The 18,731-nt window shown below is 67.1% G+C and carries 15 protein-coding genes and 1 pseudogene; 9 read left to right on the top strand and 7 right to left on the bottom strand.

Annotated features, from left to right (window positions below):
• The first annotated feature begins 34 nt into the window (after window positions 1-34).
• Genes MSM1_RS20895 through MSM1_RS20885 form a run of 3 tightly spaced genes read left to right on the top strand, consistent with a single transcriptional unit; the run spans window position 35 to window position 2,149 of the window.
• On the top strand, window positions 35-676 hold the full coding sequence (locus MSM1_RS20895; RefSeq protein WP_213446125.1) for a lipid droplet-associated protein: 642 nt from the start codon (window positions 35-37) through the stop codon (window positions 674-676).
• Window positions 677-684: 8 nt separating this feature from the next.
• Window positions 685-1,926: an exodeoxyribonuclease VII large subunit gene (gene xseA / locus MSM1_RS20890; protein WP_374101757.1), complete on the top strand. Its 1,242-nt coding sequence runs from the start codon at window positions 685-687 to the stop codon at window positions 1,924-1,926.
• Window positions 1,916-2,149, top strand: a complete 234-nt coding sequence (locus MSM1_RS20885) for an exodeoxyribonuclease VII small subunit (RefSeq protein ID WP_213446121.1) — start codon at window positions 1,916-1,918, stop codon at window positions 2,147-2,149. The genes xseA and MSM1_RS20885 overlap by 11 nt, the downstream gene beginning before the upstream one ends.
• A gap of 37 nt (window positions 2,150-2,186) precedes the next feature.
• Here MSM1_RS20885 and MSM1_RS20880 read toward each other — a convergent pair whose 3' ends face one another.
• Window positions 2,187-3,242, bottom strand: coding sequence for an SAM-dependent methyltransferase (locus MSM1_RS20880; RefSeq protein ID WP_236057417.1), 1,056 nt, complete (start codon window positions 3,240-3,242; stop codon window positions 2,187-2,189).
• 85 nt (window positions 3,243-3,327) lie between these two features.
• Window positions 3,328-3,963 (bottom strand): SDR family NAD(P)-dependent oxidoreductase, encoded by a 636-nt coding sequence (locus tag MSM1_RS20875; protein WP_213446119.1) that lies wholly within the window; start codon window positions 3,961-3,963, stop codon window positions 3,328-3,330.
• Window positions 3,964-4,096: 133 nt separating this feature from the next.
• Here MSM1_RS20875 and MSM1_RS20870 point away from each other — a divergent pair, with 133 nt between their 5' ends.
• A complete protein-coding gene (locus MSM1_RS20870; protein ID WP_213446116.1) occupies window positions 4,097-5,170 on the top strand; it encodes an Lrp/AsnC family transcriptional regulator in 1,074 nt (357 codons plus the stop codon).
• Window positions 5,171-5,242: 72 nt separating this feature from the next.
• On the opposite strand, the gene MSM1_RS20865 is transcribed toward MSM1_RS20870, so the two are convergent.
• A complete protein-coding gene (locus MSM1_RS20865; RefSeq protein ID WP_213446114.1) occupies window positions 5,243-5,878 on the bottom strand; it encodes a DUF4245 domain-containing protein in 636 nt (211 codons plus the stop codon).
• 53 nt (window positions 5,879-5,931) lie between these two features.
• Between MSM1_RS20865 and glpX the strand changes: the two genes are divergently transcribed.
• From glpX to MSM1_RS20850, 3 genes are all read left to right on the top strand, one after another.
• On the top strand, window positions 5,932-7,122 hold the full coding sequence (gene glpX, locus MSM1_RS20860) for a class II fructose-bisphosphatase (RefSeq protein ID WP_236057414.1): 1,191 nt from the start codon (window positions 5,932-5,934) through the stop codon (window positions 7,120-7,122).
• Window positions 7,123-7,156: 34 nt separating this feature from the next.
• Window positions 7,157-8,587: a class II fumarate hydratase gene (locus MSM1_RS20855; RefSeq protein WP_213446113.1), complete on the top strand. Its 1,431-nt coding sequence runs from the start codon at window positions 7,157-7,159 to the stop codon at window positions 8,585-8,587.
• Window positions 8,588-8,839: 252 nt separating this feature from the next.
• Window positions 8,840-9,988 carry a hypothetical protein gene (locus tag MSM1_RS20850; RefSeq protein WP_236057405.1) on the top strand — a complete coding sequence of 383 codons (1,149 nt, stop codon included), beginning with the start codon at window positions 8,840-8,842 and terminating at the stop codon, window positions 9,986-9,988.
• A 108-nt stretch (window positions 9,989-10,096) separates the two neighbouring features.
• Here the strand turns inward: MSM1_RS20850 and MSM1_RS20845 are convergent, their stop codons facing one another.
• A complete protein-coding gene (locus tag MSM1_RS20845; protein WP_213446111.1) occupies window positions 10,097-11,497 on the bottom strand; it encodes an IS110 family transposase in 1,401 nt (466 codons plus the stop codon).
• Window positions 11,488-11,637, bottom strand: a complete 150-nt coding sequence (locus tag MSM1_RS20840; protein ID WP_213446109.1) for a hypothetical protein — start codon at window positions 11,635-11,637, stop codon at window positions 11,488-11,490. The genes MSM1_RS20845 and MSM1_RS20840 overlap by 10 nt, the downstream gene beginning before the upstream one ends.
• A gap of 120 nt (window positions 11,638-11,757) precedes the next feature.
• Here MSM1_RS20840 and MSM1_RS20835 point away from each other — a divergent pair, with 120 nt between their 5' ends.
• A complete protein-coding gene (locus MSM1_RS20835) occupies window positions 11,758-12,498 on the top strand; it encodes a DUF732 domain-containing protein (protein ID WP_213446107.1) in 741 nt (246 codons plus the stop codon).
• 1,120 nt (window positions 12,499-13,618) lie between these two features.
• Here MSM1_RS20835 and MSM1_RS20830 read toward each other — a convergent pair.
• Window positions 13,619-15,361, bottom strand: coding sequence for a serine/threonine-protein kinase (locus MSM1_RS20830; RefSeq protein ID WP_213446105.1), 1,743 nt, complete (start codon window positions 15,359-15,361; stop codon window positions 13,619-13,621).
• A gap of 721 nt (window positions 15,362-16,082) precedes the next feature.
• On the opposite strand from MSM1_RS20830, the pseudogene MSM1_RS22610 reads away from it, so the two are divergent.
• Window positions 16,083-18,160 (top strand): annotated as a pseudogene (locus MSM1_RS22610) (DEAD/DEAH box helicase family protein); the annotation flags it as partial.
• A gap of 66 nt (window positions 18,161-18,226) precedes the next feature.
• Here the strand turns inward: MSM1_RS22610 and MSM1_RS20820 are convergent.
• Window positions 18,227-18,661, bottom strand: a complete 435-nt coding sequence (locus tag MSM1_RS20820; protein WP_213446103.1) for a hypothetical protein — start codon at window positions 18,659-18,661, stop codon at window positions 18,227-18,229.
• Window positions 18,662-18,731 lie beyond the last annotated feature (70 nt).

Genomic DNA, 18,731 nt, shown 5'->3' with positions numbered 1-18,731 from the left:
GGACTTGACCGCCGGTTAGGGCAGTCTGGGACTCATGTCTACTGCACCGTATGGAATCCGGCTGTTGGTGGGCGTGGCGACGGTTGCCGTGGAGGAAACGATGAAGCTGCCGCGGACCATCCTGCTGTACCCGATGACGCTGGTCAGCCAGGCGGCGCACCTGGTGATGCGATTCCAGCAAAACCTGGCCGAGCTGGTCATCAAGGGCGACGCCACCCTGGACACGCTGTTCCCCCCGAAGGAGGAGCAGCCGGAGTGGGCAACCTTTGACGAGGACTCCGCCCAGCCCGGTGACGAGCCGTCCGGCCCGGGGCCCACGGCCGGCAACGACGATCGCCGAACCGAGGGACGGTTTGCGCTGTATTCGGTGGCCGAAGGGCCACCAGCCTCCCGTGAGTCCGCCACGCCGGCCGGGCCACCGGCCCGGCCCATGCCGGCTCAGCAGCCCCCCGGGCCCGGCCCGGCGCAAACGGGCCCGGCCAAAACGGCGCCGGCGCCGCCGGTGGCAACGGAACTCGACTACGACACGTTGACGCTGGCCCAGCTGCGCGCCCGGCTGCACACGCTTGACGTCGATGAGCTCGAAGCCCTTTTGGCCTACGAGCAGGCCACCAAGGCCCGCGCTCCGTTTCAGACGTTGCTTGCCAACAGGATCACCCGCGCGACCGCAAAGTGACCCGATCGGTGCCGGATCAACCCGCGAATTCGGCGGAAAACCCGTTCCCGGTTCGCGCGGTGGCCGTCCGGATCGCGAGCTGGATCGACAAACTGGGCGCCGTCTGGGTCGAGGGACAGTTGGCACAGATCACCATCCGGCCCGACTCCAAGACCGTGTTCATGGTGCTGCGCGACCCGGCGGCCGACATGTCGTTGACCGTGACCTGTTCGCGTGAGCTGCTGCTGGACGCACCGGTGCAACTGTCCGAAGGTGTGCAGGTGGTGGTCTGCGGCAAACCGACGTTTTATACGGGGCGTGGCACATTTTCCCTGCGGCTGAGCGATATTCGCGCTGTCGGCCTGGGCGAGCTGCTGGCGCGCATCGAGCGGCTGCGCCGGCTGCTGGACGCCGAGGGGCTCTTCGACCCCCGGTTTAAGCGGCCGATTCCGTTCCTGCCCAACACTATTGGACTGATCACCGGGCGGGCCAGCGCGGCCGAGCACGATGTGACGACGGTGGCGGCAGCGCGCTGGCCCGCGGTGCGTTTCGCGGTGCGCAACACCGCGGTCCAGGGGCCCAACGCCGTCCCGCAGATCGTCGACGCGCTGCGCGAACTGGACCGCGACCCGGCTGTCGACGTGATCGTGCTGGCCCGCGGTGGCGGCAGCGTCGAGGATTTGCTGCCGTTCTCCGACGAGACGCTGTGCCGCGCGATCGCCGCCTGCCGCACGCCGGTGGTCAGCGCGATCGGCCACGAGCCCGATAACCCGCTGTGCGACCTGGTCGCCGATCTGCGGGCCGCCACCCCCACCGACGCGGCGAAGATGATCGTCCCGGATACCGCTGCCGAGCAGGCGTTGCTCGACGACCTGCGCCGGCGCAGCGCGCAAGCATTGCGCAACTGGGTGTCCCGCGAACAGCGGGCACTGGCCCAGTTGCGCAGCCGCCCGGCACTGGCCGATCCGCTGGCGGCGCTGACAGCACGCGCCGACGAGGTGCGCCGCGCCCGCGAGGCGCTGCGCCGCGACATCACCCGCCTCGTGGCCGCCGAGGCCGAGCGCATCGGCCATCTGGCCGCCCGGCTGGCCACCGTGGGCCCGGCCGCCACCCTGGCCCGCGGGTACGCCGTGGTGCAAGCGGTTTCCGCCGAGGGTGTTAGATCGGTGTTGCGGTCGGTCAACGACGCGCCCGCCGGTACCAGGCTGCGGGTGCGGGTTTCCGACGGCGCCCTCGCGGCGGTTAGCGAAGGACTCACCGATGGCGACTGACCCGGGAGCGGGGACACCCGTCAGCGAGCTTGGTTACGAGCAATGCCGGGACGAGTTGATCGAGGTTGTCCGGCTCCTGGAGCAGGGCGGTCTCGACCTGGAGACATCGCTGAAGTTGTGGGAAAGGGGCCAGCAGCTTGCCCGGCGATGTGAAGAGCACTTGGCGGGCGCCCGTAAGCGAGTGGAGGACGCGCTGGCCGCCGGCGACGGCGACGAAGCGTGACGCGAAATCGCCCCCGCGCCGCTCCTAACCGCCACGCCTAATCGCCGGGCCGCCGGGTGGCGATCAGCAAGGTGCTGGCCACGCTTTCCGCCCGCAGATCGGCGGGCACCGGTCGGCCCAGGCGGGCGAGCTCCCGGTCGCTGGGAACCGCCTCGACGGTCCAGCCATGCTCGCTGAGCCAACGCTGGGGGTGCGCTGGCTTGTCGTCGTAGATCAGCGTCGTGGCATCGACACCGATGCCCAGCCGGCTGCGTAGCCGGCCGGCACGCTCCCGCCAGGCGGCCAGCCCGCTGGGGTTCAACGAGGATTCGAGGTCGACCGCCTCGATCGCCAGCATGCTGCCATCGCAGCTCAGCGCGGTGATGCGGGCCAGCAGGCTTTCCTGGTCAGCGGCGCGGAGAAAGGGCATGACACCCTCGGCCAGCCACGCGGTGGGCGCCCAGCGGTCGAACCCGGCGGCGGTGAGCGCGGTCGTCCAGTCGTGGCGCAAATCCACCGATACGGCGCAGCGATGCGCCCGCGGCACCGCGTCGTGCCCATCCAGCGTGGCATCTTTATAGGCGAGCACACCCGGCTGGTCGAGTTCATACACCTCGGTGTGGGGCGGCCAATCCAACCGGTAGGCCCGGGAATCAAGGCCGGCGCCCAAAATCACCACCTGCCGGATGCCGGCACGGGTGGCGACCCGGCAGCGTTCGTCGAAAAAGCGGGTGCGCATCGCGTGGTAGTCACGGGCCAGGATCTCCATCCGGCGTGCGTGCTCGTCGTGTCCCAGCCAGCCGAGGTCGCCGTCGGCAAGGCGAGCCCAGGCCGGGCCCGCATTTGCGGCCAGCAGCCTTGCGAACGGGTCGCAAATCAGCGGGTGCGCTTGGGCGCTCTCGGCGGCCCGCGACGCGGCCGCCTGCAGCGCCGTTGCCCCCACGCTCTCGCCGATATCCCAGCTGTCGCCGTCTTTCCTGGCCAATCCGCGTGGGGCGCAGGTCAGTCCGCCGATCTGCGCTCCTCCTGCGGTTCGCCGGTAATAGCTCATCGCGCCGGCCCTCGGCGCGCGCATCGGCCAGTCTTCGTCCGGCCTAGGCATCGTGGTCCGCATCGATCAACTTCCTTAGCGTCGTTGGAGACATTCGCCGATACGGCTGCGTCCTCGCCAGGATCACCGCCCGGGCTTGGTGGGCAGCTCAGGCCGCTCCCACACGGGACAGAACCGTCGTCGCGCGTCGCGCGGCAAGGGCATCCGCCGGTGGCATCGGCGAGGATCCCGGGCTGCACGTGCGGTGGGTCACGTCGATCACCTGAACCCCGCTGTCACGAAGCTGCAAACGCAGCAACCGGGTGTAGCAGCGCAGCGCCGCCCTGGTCGCGCAATACGCCGGGACGGCGGCAGTGGGCACGCACTCCAATCCACACGTGACGTTGACGATCGCGGCACGTGGGCGGGCCGTCAGGGTGGGCAGCAACGCCGCGATCAGCCGGATCGGCCCCCACGGGCTGACCGCCTCGATCGCCTGCGCCGTCTCGGGGCCGCCGGCGGGAAGATGTCCGGAGCCCGCGGCGCACACATTGTTAATCACAATGTTGAGGTCCGGATGGCGCGCGGCCAGCTCGACGGCGAATCGCCGGATACCGGCGCGGTCGCCCTGATCCAGCCGCAGATACTGCATGCCCGGGTTCGCGGCGGCGACGGCCCGCAACGGCGCGGGGCGCCGCCCCGCGATGATCACCTGATTACCCAGCCAGTGAAATGATTCGGCCAGGTCACGGCCGATCCCGGTGGCACCGCCGGTCACCAGGACGGTATTGCCCGTCAACTGCACGGCATCACCTTCCCGTCAATCCCGTGCTGATCCCCCACAGACAGCCTCACACCCACCGTGAAGGACTGCCTTGCTCATCCGCCCAACAGTTAAGAAATCCACGTGCTCGCGGTGAATCCCGCATACTTTCCTCATGACCGACGCGCTCGACGTGCAGATCCTGCACGCGCTTAAGCTCGCGCCGCGAGTGTCGTTTCGCCGGATCGCCGCGGCTCTGGACGTATCCGAGCAAACCGTCGCGCGCCGCTATCATCGGCTGCGTCGCGCGGGCGTGCTGCGTGTCGTCGGCCTGGTCAATCCCCACGTCCATGGAAATGCCCGGTGGGTGGCCCGCATCCACACAAAGCCGGACCGGATACACGCGCTGGCCGAGGCGCTCGTGCGGCGCTCGGAGGTCACCTACGCCAACGTCGCCTCGGATTGGACCGAGCTGGTCTGCATCATCCACGCACCCATCGGCGAAACCCCGGAAGACGTTTTGCTGCAACAACTTCCCCGCTCGGCGTCGGTCCTTGACATCAGTGTGGATCTGTTGCTGCACACGTTCGGGGAAGCGATGCCGTCATCGACCGGCTACGGCAACACGTGGACCGGCTACGGCCCCAAGCTCACCGGCGAGCAGGCCGCTCAGATCCTCGCGGATCCGCCCGCTCGCACGGGGTCCGGGCGGCCGATCACCCCCACGGCGCAGGACCGCCCGCTACTGGACGCGCTCGCCGATGACGCGCGTGCCCCGCTGGCGCTCCTGGCCGAGCGAACCGGCTGGTCGGCCGCGCGGGTAGCGCGGCGAATCGCGGCCCTGGAAGCCGCGGGCACCCTGCTCTACGAGGTCGAGCTGCTGCCGGAGCGTCTGGGTTATCACCTCAACGCAATGCTGTGGCTCACCGTCGCCCCCCAGCACTTGCAGGGTGTCGGCGAGCAGATCGCCGTCCATGATGAGATCGCGTTCGCCGCCGCGGTCAGCGGGCGCAACAACCTTGTTGCCGTCGCCATCTGCCAGGACGCCAATGACCTCTACCGCTACCTCACCGAGCGCCTGGCGGCCATCGATCACATCCGGACGTTTGAGGTCAGCATTCGCACGCAACGCCTCAAGCAAGCCGCCTCGCTCGTCGCACACGGACGGCTGTTCGACCGCGCCCCCGCACCTTGGGCGACCCGCGCGCAGCACGCCTCGCCGTCCGTAGGGCATTCGCCGACCACATGAGCTGCCCGGGAGGCAACCGGCACGTGAGCTGTTCCCCGGCGGAAGCAACCGGACGCCGCGAAACCGCTGTCCCTAGCGCGTCGCGGGCAGCGGCGCCTGTGACTGCGTCGCCGCCGCCAACGCCCGGAACTGATCGGTGCTTCCGGCGCCGGTTATCGCGATCTGCGCGGAACCCGACGGGCCGTCCAGCCGGGTGGTCCACACCGGCTCACGGCCTTTGCCTTCGTAGACGACCCAGTTGACGCCGTCGATGCCGATCACACCCGTCGGGTACATGGACGGATGGATCGAGCCGACCAGCTTGTCCTCGTCGGCATTGCTCTGGGTCAGGCTCAGATACATGCCGGTCGGGCTGAGATATCCGACCGTGGAGGTGACGGCGTTCACCGCCCGGCCGCTCGACGGGTCGGTTCGGCCATTTTCGATGCCGCCACGACTTCCGGAGTTGGCTTGCCAGCCCGAAGGCAACCGCGGCAACCGGATCGGGAACCCAAGTGCCTGCGCGTCGGCACGCAGGGCGCTCGCGGCGTCGTAGGACGGGACCGGTCCCCCGCGCGGCGCACCCAGCTGAAACGAGCAGGTGCCAGCCAGGCCCGCCAACAGGATGCAGGCCAAAGCCAGCAGCGCGATCGACCAGAACATGTCGCGCCCGTCCGTCAGCAGCCGCGACTTGGCGGGCTTGGCCCTCGGCTGGGGCTGCGCGGTCATGAAACTCAGTATCCCAGCTCCGCACGCCAGCCTTCATCTGGGACAATCAACACATGGCTAATGTTGCTGGTGTCCCCTCCTCCTCGCCGCGACCCGGCTCGTCGTCGTCGACGGAAGTCGCTGGTGTCCCCTCCTCCTCGCCGCGACCCGGCTCGTCGTCGTCGACGGAAGTCGCTGGTGTCCCCTCCTCCTCGCCGCGACCCGGCTCGTCGTCGCGGGTGCGGGCCCGGGGTGAGGCCCCGGACCGGAACCTGGCCCTCGAGCTGGTGCGGGTCACCGAAGCCGGCGCGATGGCCGCGGGACGCTGGGTCGGCCGCGGCAACAAGGAAGCCGGCGACGGCGCCGCGGTCGACGCGATGCGCGAACTGGTGAACACCGTGTCCATGCGGGGCGTGGTCGTTATCGGGGAAGGCGAGAAAGATCACGCGCCGATGCTCTACAACGGCGAAGAGGTCGGAAACGGCGACGGCCCGCAGTGCGATGTCGCGGTGGATCCCATCGACGGCACCCGCCTGATGAGCAACGGCATGCCCAACGCCATCTCGGTGCTAGCCGTCGCCGAGCGGGGCGCGATGTTCGATCCGTCGGCGGTGTATTACATGAACAAGATCGCCGCCGGGCCTGAGGCCGCGCACGTGCTGGACATCACCAGGCCAATCGCCGACAACATCCGCGCGGTCGCCAAGGCCAAGGATCTGTCGGTGCCCGATATGACGGTGTGCATCCTGGACCGGCCACGGCACGCCCAGCTCATTCACGACGTCCGCGCCATCGGGGCGCGAATCCGGTTGATCACCGACGGCGACGTGGCCGGTGCGATCTCCGCGTGCCGGCCCAACTCGGGCACCGACATGCTGGCGGGCATCGGCGGCACCCCGGAGGGCATCATCGCCGCGGCGGCCATCCGCTGCATGGGCGGCGCGATCCAGGCCCAGCTCGCGCCCCGCGATGACGCCGAACGCCAGAAAGCCATCGACGCCGGTTATGATCTCGATCAGGTGCTGACCACCGAGGATTTGGTGTCCGGTGAAAACGTGTTCTTCTGCGCGACAGGGATAACCGATGGCGACTTGCTCAAGGGTGTTCGTTACTACCCGGGCGGGTGCACCACGCACTCGATCGTGATGCGTTCCAAGTCCGGCACCGTCCGGATGATCGAGGCGTACCACCGGCTGTCGAAACTTGCCGAATACTCCTCCATCGACTTCACCGGCGACACCAACGCCAGCTACCCATTGCCATAACCCGGATTCGACCTACGAGCGAGGACGCTGACCCATGGCCGATAGCGCCGCCGACACCGAGTACCGCATCGAGCGCGACACCATGGGCGAGGTCCGGGTGCCGGCAAAGGCGTTGTGGCGCGCGCAAACTCAACGCGCGGTGGAGAATTTCCCGATCTCCGGGCGCGGTCTGGAACGCGCGCAGATCCGCGCCCTGGGTCTGCTTAAAGGCGCCTGCGCGCAAGTGAACCGGGATCTCGGGTTGCTGGCGCCGCAGAAGGCCGACGCCATCATTGCCGCCGCGGCCGAGATCGCCGACGGCCGCCATGACGACCAGTTTCCCATCGACGTTTTCCAGACCGGGTCGGGCACCAGCTCGAACATGAACGCCAACGAGGTGATCGCCAGCATCGCCGCCCGGGCGACACCACCGGTTGTCGTGCATCCCAACGACGACGTCAACATGTCGCAGTCCTCCAACGACACCTTCCCGACGGCAACGCATATTGCTGCCACCGAAGCCGCAGTGCGCCAACTGATCCCAGCACTAGAGCTGCTGCGCGACGCGCTGGCTGCCAAGGCTCGCGAGTGGCGCACGGTGGTGAAGTCGGGACGCACCCACCTGATGGACGCCGTTCCGGTGACGCTGGGGCAAGAGTTTTCCGGATACGCCCGCCAAATCGCTGCCGGCATCGAGCGGGTACGAGCCACGCTGCCGCGGCTGGGCGAGCTGGCCATCGGCGGGACCGCGGTGGGCACCGGCCTCAACGCGCCGGACGGCTTCGGGGCCAAGGTGGTCGAGGTGCTGATCGCTCGGACCGGCCTGACCGAATTACGCACGGCGAAAAACTCCTTCGAGGCCCAGGCCGCCCGCGACGGGTTGGTCGAAGCGTCCGGAGCACTGCGCACCATCGCGGTATCGCTGACCAAGATCGCCAACGACATCCGCTGGATGGGATCGGGTCCGCTGACGGGGTTGGCCGAGATCCGGTTGCCGGATTTGCAGCCGGGTAGCTCGATCATGCCGGGCAAGGTGAATCCGGTCATACCGGAGGCGGTGACGCAGGTTGCCGCGCAAGTGATCGGCAACGATGCCGCAATCGCGTGGGGCGGCGCGAACGGCGCATTCGAACTCAACGTCTACATCCCGATGATGGCGCGCAACATCCTGGAGTCCTTCAGGCTGCTGGCCAACGTGTCGAGGCTATTCGCCGAGCGGTGTGTCAACGGGCTATCGGCCAATGTGGAGCGGCTGCGCACGCTGGCCGAATCCTCACCGTCGATCGTGACACCGTTGAACGCGGTGATCGGCTACGAGGAGGCCGCCGCGGTGGCCAAAGAAGCGCTCAAGGAGCACAAGACCATCCGCCAGGCCGTCATTGACCGCGGCCTGGTCGGTGATGTGCTGTCCTTGGAGGAGCTGGATCGGCGCCTCGATGTGCTGGCGATGGCCAAGGTCAAAGACGGGGATCTCGGGGATTCCTAAGCCAAGTCGGCGAGGTTGCCGCTCTCGTAGAGGCCGAGCGATCGATCGGCTCCTGGCGGTTCTCGGCATGGCGTTGCGCTGGGCCCCACAACCTCGTGGCGTTCGGGGCAGGGCGCGTGTCGGAGCCCCAACAGCTCGCTGCCCAGGACCGCGCGCCGCGCGATTGCGTGGTCAACGTCGCAATCGCCCTGCGCAACAAGGGCTTCCACTTTCCGCTGGATAGCCGACTGGTCCGTCTCGTATGGTCGGTGTGTGCTGATCGGGTTGCTGCTGGCGCTGGGCTGCTCAGTGTGTTATGGCACGGCGTCGGTGTTGCAGGCCGCCGCGACGCGATCGGTAACAGCCGGCAGCGGCTCGGGTGTCGACGCAATGTTGCTGTTGCGCGCGGTGCGGCACTGGCGCTATCTCGCGGGGCTTGGTCTTGACGCCGGCGGCTTTCTGCTCCAAGTGGTGGCGCTGCGCTTAGTACCGATCTACGTCGTCGCCGCGGCGTTAGCCGCCTCACTCGCGGTGACCGCCGTCGGGGCCGCATGGCTGCTCTCGGCGCGGCTGGCGCCGGCGGAGCGGACCGCTGTGGGCGTGGTCTGTGTGGGCCTTGCGATGCTCGGGCTCGCTGCCGGCCCGGAGGGATCCCGGCGCGGCCCGGCTGGACTGGGCTGGGCCCTGGTGGGTTTGGTCGCCGCGATACTCGTTGCCGGTGCGGCGGCAGGACGGTTGGGCGGCCGCTGGCGGGCCCTCGTTCTGGGCTTAGGGGCCGGTGGCGGCTTTGGTGCCGTGGAGGTCGGCGTGCGCCTGATCGATGTGACCGATCCCACCAGAGCCACGTTCTACACCAACCCGGCCCTGTACGCGGTGGCCCTGGGCGGGGCCGCCGGGTATCTGTTGCTGACGTCTGCGCTGGGCCGCGGATCGGTGACCACGGCCGTCGCCGGAATGGTGGTCGGGGAAACGATTGGGCCTGCGCTCGTCGGGGTGGGATGGCTCGGTGACCGCACCCGCGACGGCTTCGGCTGGATGGTCGTGGTGGGATTCGCCATAGCAGTCGCCGGAACATTAGCACTGGCCCGATTCGTGAAGCGGCGAATCCAGAGCCGACGAAAACACCTCTGCCGCAGTCGAATACCACATGAAGCTGGGGCCCACCGATCCCGGGAGCTGATCACCTCGCCGAGGTCGGGCCGAGGAATCGACGTTGTCGGTTCCTCATCGAGGACGCCACGCGGTCCACCATGGTCCGAGGGCGTGCCGCCACCCCGCCCGAGAACCCATCTGTCGACCGTCATTGCCCGTAGCGTCACGTGCGCCGGGCCCCGTGTGGCCTTCCCTCGACAGCGAGGCTCCGCCCGGCGCGCGGTGATACACCCGATACGCCCAGAGTCGCCCACGCGGTTTGGGACGTGATTGCGGCCGGGCCGTCGTCGGCGTTCAACGCCGCCGCGGCTCACGCGCGACCGAGCCTTCGACGCATCGCGCGCGCCCGAGAAGACCGGCTTGAGTTCCTAACTGAAGTCAAGCCACTTGGGGGTTCGTAGGCTTGCGTTTAGCGGGCTGGGATGTTAGAGCGCGTGGCGACTCCTGTGACTCCTGGCCCGCCTTTTTGCGGCGCTGGCGCATGAGTTTGTGGCGGACGTGGTCGCGGCGGCGGGGATCGAGTTGGTAGCGCTCTTTGACGATGGCTCGGCCTTCCGATTCGGTGATCGCGGTGCCATCGACGTCGCGCAGTTGGTAGGGCTGCCCGTTGCGCATGCAGGTGGCGATGCGGGTGATCAGCATGGTGGCCAGGTGGCAGATCGCCGAGTCATGGTGGCGGTCCCCGGCCATTAGACGGTGGTACTTCGCGGCAAATTGGGGATCGACTTTGCGCGCCTGATCGGCTGCGGTGCAAAGCATTTCGCGTAGCAGCGGGTCGCCGGCCTTGGTGATCGACGACTCGGTCTTGACCACCCCCGATTGGCTGACTTTCGGGACCAGTCCGGTGTAGGCGCGGATCGCCGCGAGCGAGGTGAACCGGTGCGGATCACCGATCCGGCCGGCGATGACCGCGCTGATGGTGGCTCCGAGGCCGGGCGCGGACGCGACAATCCCCTGCGGGTCGGCCTGGGCGTAGAGGTTTGCGATCCGTTCGTCGATCTCTTTGATCTGACGGGTCAAAAACAGCGCTTGTTCGGCCTCGTGGGCGATGTCGGCGGCCAGTTCGGCGAAGCTCATCCCATCGGTGCCGTCGACATTCCACAGGGCGAGGGTTTCTTTGGCCGCGACGATCAGGCCGGCGGCATGCTCGTCACGCCAGGCGCCACGGGACCGCGTGGCGAGAAACCTGGCCAGCCTGGCCTGGCCGAGCCGGATCACTGCGTGGGGATTGGCGTAGTGCGCCAGAAACTGCAGCGCGGCGTTGCCGTAGTTCGACCCGAGCACCGCATACCAGGACGGTCCCAGCAGCTCGATGAGGGAGTCGAGGCGGGCATAGACCGCGGTGCGGCGCTTGACCATCGTGGAACGCTGCTTGGTGAGCCGCCGCAACGGATCAGCTGGGCCTTGCCCGGTGTAGGGACGCAATCCTTCAGGGCGCAGCAGCGGCAGCCGGGCCAACAGCTCTGAGTCGATCCGGTCGTTCTTGGCGTGCTTGGAGTAGTACTTGCGCAGGTCCGCTGACTGAGTCGTCGGCACCATCACCACCTTCGCGCCGCGCCGGCGAAACCACTCCGCCACCACAATCCAGGCGTTTCTGGTGGGCTCGAGCACCACCGTCAGCTCGCCTGGATCCTCGGCACCCACATCGGCCCACACCCGCTCCAGCTCGTCGGGGCGGGTCAAGAACTTACGGCCCCGCCACACCGTCTTGCCGTCACGGGCCAGCGTCGCCTGATGCGCCGCCCGGACCGCGACGTCGATCCCCAACGTCAATGCCACTGCAAACCCTCCTGCCACAAGCTCTTCCAGATCACCACGTGACTGAGCGCCACGGCCACGGTCCAGACATTCTCTAAGCAGGAGTCCACACCACGGGCTGGCTCCAAGTTCCCGAACAAGAACACCGCACGACCAGACACCAAAGTCCACGGGAGGCCGCTCAAATCTCAGGGATCACCAAATGTCCCAGTCGGACCCTCGGACCTGCCCGTGGACTCACACCGAGGCTAAATGTCGGACACCGGGAGCACACTAGAGCCATGAGCGACGACAGGACCGTTGTCGGCGCGACAGCGGCGCTAGACCGGGCACCCACAGGCGTTGCCTACGCCTGGGGTGAGGAACCTTACCCAGACGATGACACACCATGGCAGGAGGATAGCTGGCCCGTCAGGGCCGCCTACCTGCTCATCGCCGCTGCCATCGCGGCCGTGGCCATCGCCGCGGCTGCCATCGCCGGGATGCTGGTGCTGATACCCCCGCCGCAGCCCGGCAGCCACTACACACTTGCGCCCGGCCCTGTTCAGGCACCGATCCCGAGGGCCGCGCCACCGTCGCAAGCCGCCGCGCCACCGTCGCAAGCCGCCGCACCACGGAAGGCGGCGCCACCGCCCGCGCAGACAGCACCCCCAGCAGTGCTGCCGCCCGCGCAGGCAGCACCCGCAGTAGTGCCGGCACCCGCGCAGGCGGCACCCGCAGTAGTGCCGGCACCGAGGGCGCCGCGGCCTACGCAACCTCGACCGCCGGCGCGCACCATCCCGGCGCCCGGGCCGGGTGGGTTCACACCGGCAGAGGACCAGGAGTTCTTGGAAAGTTTGGAGCCGTTCGGCTATACCTTCGTCAATCCCGCGCAGGTAATCGAGTGGGGCCACCACTATTGCCGACTCCTGCAGCAAGGCGAAAGCGTCGGGGAGGCCGACCGCGAGATGGCGAACCTGATCGGCCCCGACGCGCTCATGCTGGACGCCAGCGCGCAGGTGGCTTACCCCACGTGCTACTGAAAAGCTTCCGCGAGATCCCGCGGACGCCGTTCACCGTAAGCGCACGCCATTTGACCGGGTACCCGATCGCCGTCGCGTGCCCGGCGGGGATGTCACCACCGGCGCCACCCATGCCGTTGTTTCCCGACGGCGGCAACGGATTCGACTCTGCCGCAAACGGTTGGCGGCGATCCGCGGCCAACTTTTGCTTGATGAGATCTGGCTGCGCTCGGGGTTGCGTGGCGGCGGCCAAGCCCCTGGGAATGCTTGAGCACGTCAGCGCGGTCCGATGCGGAACCCGACTCGGGCTCGACGAACGCTGTGGTGACCAGAAACCGATGCTCCTAGGAGCGATACGTGGCCGAGGGTGAGAAGTGCGGTCGTATGCGACGGCACAGTGAACACGACCGGTGCCCGGGGGGTTTTCACAGTCGCGGTGGTAGGAGGAGGAGATCGGCTGGTACAGAGCAGATTCCGAACAGTCTGCTACCGGTAGCGAGTGCGATACGGCTGTAGGCCGTCACCCGCGCCGCGGCCGTCATGTCCGCCGAGTCCTGTAGAGCGGCACTTTGGACCACAACCTGACCATTGTCACACATAACCAGGTCGAACGATATCGATGCGTTTCGCACTTCAAGCCGGGTATCGGCGGGTCGTGGATGGACCGCCGTCGTCGGTTCGTCGGAGTTCGTGGAGCAGGTTCAGCGAGGGCCGTCAGTGGCTCGCACAGGCGGGGCCAGGAACAACGCTGGATCAGCTAGGACGACACTGGGCGGCACATCGCCCTGACGGGTCACCACAAGAGGTGTCCGCCACACGTCTCCTTGGTTGCCGCATTCATTGGTTAGAGCGGTGAGCGTCGCAACGCCTCGAAGCGTGCCGTCGGGCTGTGGCTCCAAAGACCAACTGACCGTGTCGGTCTCGGTGACTGTTCCGTTTGTTTCACCGGGGCATTGGTCCCCTGACTGGAGATACGGCGTGTCCTGCCAGTGACCATTGGCGAAACGGAGCACAACTACGCCACCCGTGGGCTCTTGGTGGTTTTCGTCGGCCAGTACGGCCCCAGTGGCAACGCATCCAGCCGATGTGCACAGGGAACGAAAGGCCCACCAGTGTGTCTCGTCCCCAGCGGAACCGTCTATTAGGGCGCCGTTTTCCGTCTGCTTTGTGAATTCATAGTCCACGCGATAGGTGCCGTCGAGCACCGGCCCCCGACAACTGGGGCTGCGGTGCTGGTCGTCGGGGAAGCGGTGACCGTCGCCGGATCGGCCACGCTGACACCAGGCGGCACATCACCCATCCGTGTCGCCACCAACGGCGCCTGGATCACCTCTCCTTGGTTACCGCATTCATTGGTCAGAATAGTGCCGGTCATACCGCCGCGAAGCGTGCCGTCGAGCTGGGGCTTAAACGACCACGTAGCCATTGCGGTGTTCACGCCCGCGACGACACTTTTCCCGTCTGCCCCCAGGCAATGTGGAAGCTGCACGTGGGTCTGAACGGGTGTCCGCTGCCAGTGACCATCGACAAAATGGAACTCGGCTGTGTCACCAGGGTTGGACACCACGTGATGGTTGTTGACGTCGAGCTCGGTCCCGGTGGCAACGCAACCGATAGGTCCGCACGATGACCGAAATGCCCACCAAGCGGTGTTGCCGGTGTTGGGTTGGGGGTTGGGCGCACCGTTGACCGTCCCCTTTGCAAGGTCTACCTCCACGCGATAGGTGCCGTCGAGCACGGCGGCAGGCAGGGTTCTGGTTGGCGGGCTGGTGGTTGCGTGATTGTCCCGCTCGATCACGTACAGGGTGGCACCAATGGCGGCGACCACCACCACTATCACCGCCCCGACAAGGATCGGGCGCCGTCGCCGCGAGTTCTGTGCTGCGGTCGGCGCACTGCCCGATGGCGGGCTTTCCTCAGGCCGCAATGGAGACTTCGTGGTCGTCGACTGTGGTTTCGCGCCGTGTCGTACCGACTGCGCGGATCCCGCGGTGCGGGCGGCGACGGTGATGCCCGCCTCGGTGAGACGATCACTGTCCGCGTCAACGGCGGCCCGCCCACTGAGCCTGCTGGCGAACTCGCGGCACCGGCCGAACCGGTCGGCGGGGTCTTTGGCCAACGCTGTTGACAACACCGGATCGAGGTATGCCAACTCCGGGCGCCGATCACCGAGCTTTGGCGGTGCTGCGTTGAGGTGTTGGCTGATCACAACCGCCGGGTTGGAATGCTGATACGGCGGTGCGCCGGTGAGAAGGTGAAACGCGGTGGCCGCCAATGCGTACTGATCCGCGCGCCCATCCACCTCCAGCCCCATCAACTGCTCAGGTGCGCAGTACGCCACCGTGCCCACCGCCATATTGGTCGCCGTCAGTCCGCCGGCGTCCGCCAGTTGGCGGGCTACTCCAAAGTCGGCCAACAGGATCCGTCGTTCGCCGTCTTCTGGCGCGGTGAGCAAGATGTTGGCCGGCTTGACGTCGCGATGCAACAATCCCCGCTGGTGAGCGTAATCGAGCGCCCTGGCCACCGCGGTGACGATGGCGCACACCTCATGTGCTGGCATCCCTGCCGGATACCGGGCTTTCATCAGCTGTCCAGCGTCGGTGCCCTCGACGTAGTCCATCGCAATCCACAGTTGGCCATCGAACTCGCCCCGATCATGCACCCCGACAATATTTGGGTGCCACAGTTCGGCGACGAGGTCGGCTTCACGGTGGAACCGCTCCCGGAATTCGCGATCCACGGTGAGCGACTCGGGAAGAATCTTTAACGCGTCGCGGCGGCGTAACCGGGGGTGCTGCGCGAGGTAAACCTCGCCCATCCCTCCAGAACCCAGCAGCCGGAGGATGGTGTACCCAGCAAAAATCGAGCCGGCCACCAACGGCATGCGCCGATACTACCGCCGTCACCGGTGCGGCCGAGCGCTTCTGACGGAGTCGCCTTCTCGCCCCGCCAGCTGACCCCTTCAACGGCCCGGCCCACCCGCCAGGCGCGCGGTATCGCCTGCCCGCCTCCGTCCGTCACGATGAACACCGACAACCCGCCTCACGCCGTCACCTTGACCACCACGTCAACAGGCCACCAACTACCGTTGTTGCCTCACCGACAGTGCCGCCGTCGTGTTCATTTTCAGTGCCGGCAATACAGGGAAACGACCTCGGCGATGCGCCCCGATTATGGGCTATCCCGGCCTGACGCGCGCGAAGGAAGCAGCGACGACGACAGCAGGTAGCCGCAAGCAGAAGCGTCATGCTTGGCTGCCACCCCGCTCGGGGGGATACATCCCAAGCACGGGTACGGTCGAAATGCCGCAGCCACCGAAGGGCGGCGGCGTGGGCAACTTGCCGCGTCGTGATGCGGCTGAGCGTGCAGAATCGGCTCCCGCCGCTAACGGCCCCGAAATCCCCCAAGCCCGATAATGAAGGCGGTCGTCCCCGAACCGGGGGTCGTCGGCCGAAGCCGGCACAAAATCCGACTCCTAACCCGCCTCGTGATGGTGGCGGAATATCAACGCCGGAGAAGTAAGGGGCCCTCCGGAGGTGCGGCTTCGCCGAAAGCGTTACCGTCCCATTTCGGCCCCTGTCGTACCCATCCGTTACCCTGCCGACGTGCAGGAAGGGCTCTACGAGTCACTGCTGACCGAACGGCTGCACCGCGCGTTGGCGGGGCGACCTGATCTGCACCCCGAGATCGGCTTCGTTGATGAGGGCGAGCACCCGCTGTCCATCGCGCGGCATCTCACGCCGGTCATCGAGCGCGCGCTTCGGGGTGCAGCGACGCCGCAGGCCCGCGTGGAGGTGGTGCGCCGGGTCTTGGCGGCGCTGCCTGACCCCGACGCGATGGTTGAGGCGTTGCACCAAGACGAGCCCGACAAAATCGAGCGCCTCGAGGAGGTGAGGGCGGCCAACCGGGTCGGTGTCGCCCGGTTGCCGCGGCCGGCCACCTCGTTGTCGGAGACGACGTTGATGACCAATGCGCACTACGAACCCACACTGGCTGCCGAGCTGCGCGCCGAACTCGCCAGTGCCGATCACGTGGATTTGTTGTGCGCCTTTGTTAAATGGGAGGGCTTGCGGCTGTTGGAAGAAAGCTGCACCAGCTGCGGTTGCGCAAGGTGCCGCTGCGGGTCATCACGACGACCTATCTGGGGGCCACCGACGCGCGGGCCCTCGATGCCTTGGTGGAGGAGTTCGGCGCGCAGGGCGCATCAATTACGAAACCGAGCGCACCCGGTTGCACGCCAAGACGTGGCTGCTGCAGCGCGACATCGGTTTTCACACCGCCTATGTGGGGTCGAGCAATCTGTCGCATGCGGCGCTGGTGGACGGGCTGGAGTGGAATGTGCGCCTGTCTGGGGTGTCGACCCCGCATCTGCTGGAGAAGTTCCGCACGACCTTCGAAGCCTGTTGGGAGAGTCGCGAATTCGAGCCCTACCGGCCGTCGGCCGACGGGCAGCGGCTGCGTGGGGCGCTCGAGGTCGCAGCGGGTGGGCGCCGACGCGACCGGCTCACGGTCACGCTGTCGGGGCTGAAGGTGCAGCCCAAGCCGTTTCAGGCCGAGATGCTTGAAGACCTCGACGCCGAGCGGGTGCTACATGATCGGCACCGCAACCTGATCGTGGCGGCCACCGGCACGGGCAAGACGGTGGTGGCCGCGTTGGATTATCGCCGGCTGGTGCGTGAGGTGCACGGTCGTGACTTGACGCTGTTGTTCGTCGCGCACCACAAGGAGATCCTGGTGCAGGCCCCGGCGCATGTATCAGGAGGTGCTGACCGAGCCGACGTTCGGGGAACTGCTGGTCGACAGGGAGCAGCCAAGCACCTGGCGCCACGTGTTCGCCAGCATCCAGTCACTGTCGGCCGAACGGCTTGCCACCATCGACCCCATCCACTTCGACGTGGTGGTGGTCGATGAGTTCCACCACGCCGAGGCCGCGTCGTATCGGCGGCTGCTCGGTCATGTGCAACCCGTCGAACTGCTGGGTTTGACCGCAACACCCGAGCGCGGCGACGGCGTCGATGTCCGCGAGTTCTTCGACGGGCGAGTCGCCGCTGAGCTACGGCTGTGGGAGGCCCTCGACCAGCATCTGCTGTGCCCGTTTCATTACTTCGGTGTGCACGACGGGGTCGACCTGGCCGACGTGCAGTGGCAGCGCGACAGCTACGACCCCGCGGCGCTGAGCGGCCTCTACACCGGCAACGACGCGCGCACCCGCGTCGTGCTCAAGGAACTGCGCGACAAGGTGGCCGACGTGGCGGCGATGCGTGCCCTGGGGTTTTGCGTGAGCATCGAGCATGCCCGCTACATGGCGGAGCGGTTCAACGCCGCCGGGGTGCCGGCGCGTGCGGTGTCGGCGGACACCTCGGCCACCGAACGCCACGCCTCGCTAAAAGCGCTGCGCAACCGGGAGATCAACATCCTGTTCGCCGTTGACCTGTTCAACGAGGGACTCGACATTCCCGAGGTGGACACCGTCTTGTTTTTGCGGCCCACCGAAAGCGCCACCGGTTTTCTGCAGCAGCTCGGCCGGGGTCTGGGTTAACACCGGGCAAAACCATGCTGACCGCGCTGGATTTCGTCGGAAATCAACGCCGCGAGTTCCGGTTCGATCAGCGTTTTCGGGCGCTGACGGAACCGCAACGCTCTCGTGCACCAGATCGAGCAGGGCTTTCCGTTCTTGCCGACACCAGGTTGTGCGGCGAGGTGCTACAGAACCTCCGCGTTGATCTTGCCGAAGTCGACCGCGTAGCACTCAGGGTCCAATGTTCGGCACGCCGAAGTAGCGGCTCTTGGGTGCGGGCCCCGACGGCGGAGACGATGGTACGCGACCGGCGGCCTCGACTTGACCTCTGCCGTCCGTTTCTTCCTCACCGAGTTCCTCGACCTCGCGCTTGCGTTGCGCGACAGCACGCGACGGCTCGACCAATAATGAGGTGTCGGTGATAGTCGGTGCCGGTTCGTGGTCGGTCGGCAACACTAACTCCAGGTAGCGCCCGCCGTCCCACGCTTGAGCGAACGCGAAGCCGTCTTTTTCCCGGAGGATTTGGTAGTCGTACACCGACCAGACACCGTCTTCGAATACCTGCCGGTCCCGTAGGCGAGCCGTGTGGGGTAGGTGGTGGCGATGATGGCACAGCGGACACGGCAGCGCTTCCTGAGGTGTGATTGGTGTGGAAACGGTGATCATCCAGTGCTTTATCTCCGTCCTGTAACCACACTGGTCCCGCGTGTTACATCAGCAACAACGCAGGTTAAGC

It is taken from the genome of Mycobacterium sp. SM1, assembly GCF_018361265.1.
Taxonomy (GTDB): Bacteria; Actinomycetota; Actinomycetes; order Mycobacteriales; family Mycobacteriaceae; genus Mycobacterium.
Note: the sequence above shows the minus strand (reverse complement) of the source record. Positions and strands in the feature narration are given on the sequence as shown.

Excerpts from the sequence above, each read along its gene's own strand:
- MSM1_RS20895 (WP_213446125.1), top strand. The coding sequence starts at position 35 with ATGTCTACTGCACCGTATGGAATCCGGCTGTTGGTGGGCGTGGCGACG.
- MSM1_RS20885 (WP_213446121.1), top strand. The coding sequence starts at position 1,916 with ATGGCGACTGACCCGGGAGCGGGGACACCCGTCAGCGAGCTTGGTTAC.
- MSM1_RS20880 (WP_236057417.1), bottom strand. The coding sequence starts at position 3,242 with ATGCGGACCACGATGCCTAGGCCGGACGAAGACTGGCCGATGCGCGCG.
- MSM1_RS20870 (WP_213446116.1), top strand. The coding sequence starts at position 4,097 with ATGACCGACGCGCTCGACGTGCAGATCCTGCACGCGCTTAAGCTCGCG.
- MSM1_RS20865 (WP_213446114.1), bottom strand. The coding sequence starts at position 5,878 with ATGACCGCGCAGCCCCAGCCGAGGGCCAAGCCCGCCAAGTCGCGGCTG.
- glpX (WP_236057414.1), top strand. The coding sequence starts at position 5,932 with ATGGCTAATGTTGCTGGTGTCCCCTCCTCCTCGCCGCGACCCGGCTCG.
- MSM1_RS20855 (WP_213446113.1), top strand. The coding sequence starts at position 7,157 with ATGGCCGATAGCGCCGCCGACACCGAGTACCGCATCGAGCGCGACACC.
- MSM1_RS20835 (WP_213446107.1), top strand. The coding sequence starts at position 11,758 with ATGAGCGACGACAGGACCGTTGTCGGCGCGACAGCGGCGCTAGACCGG.
- MSM1_RS20830 (WP_213446105.1), bottom strand. The coding sequence starts at position 15,361 with ATGCCGTTGGTGGCCGGCTCGATTTTTGCTGGGTACACCATCCTCCGG.
- MSM1_RS20820 (WP_213446103.1), bottom strand. The coding sequence starts at position 18,661 with ATGATCACCGTTTCCACACCAATCACACCTCAGGAAGCGCTGCCGTGT.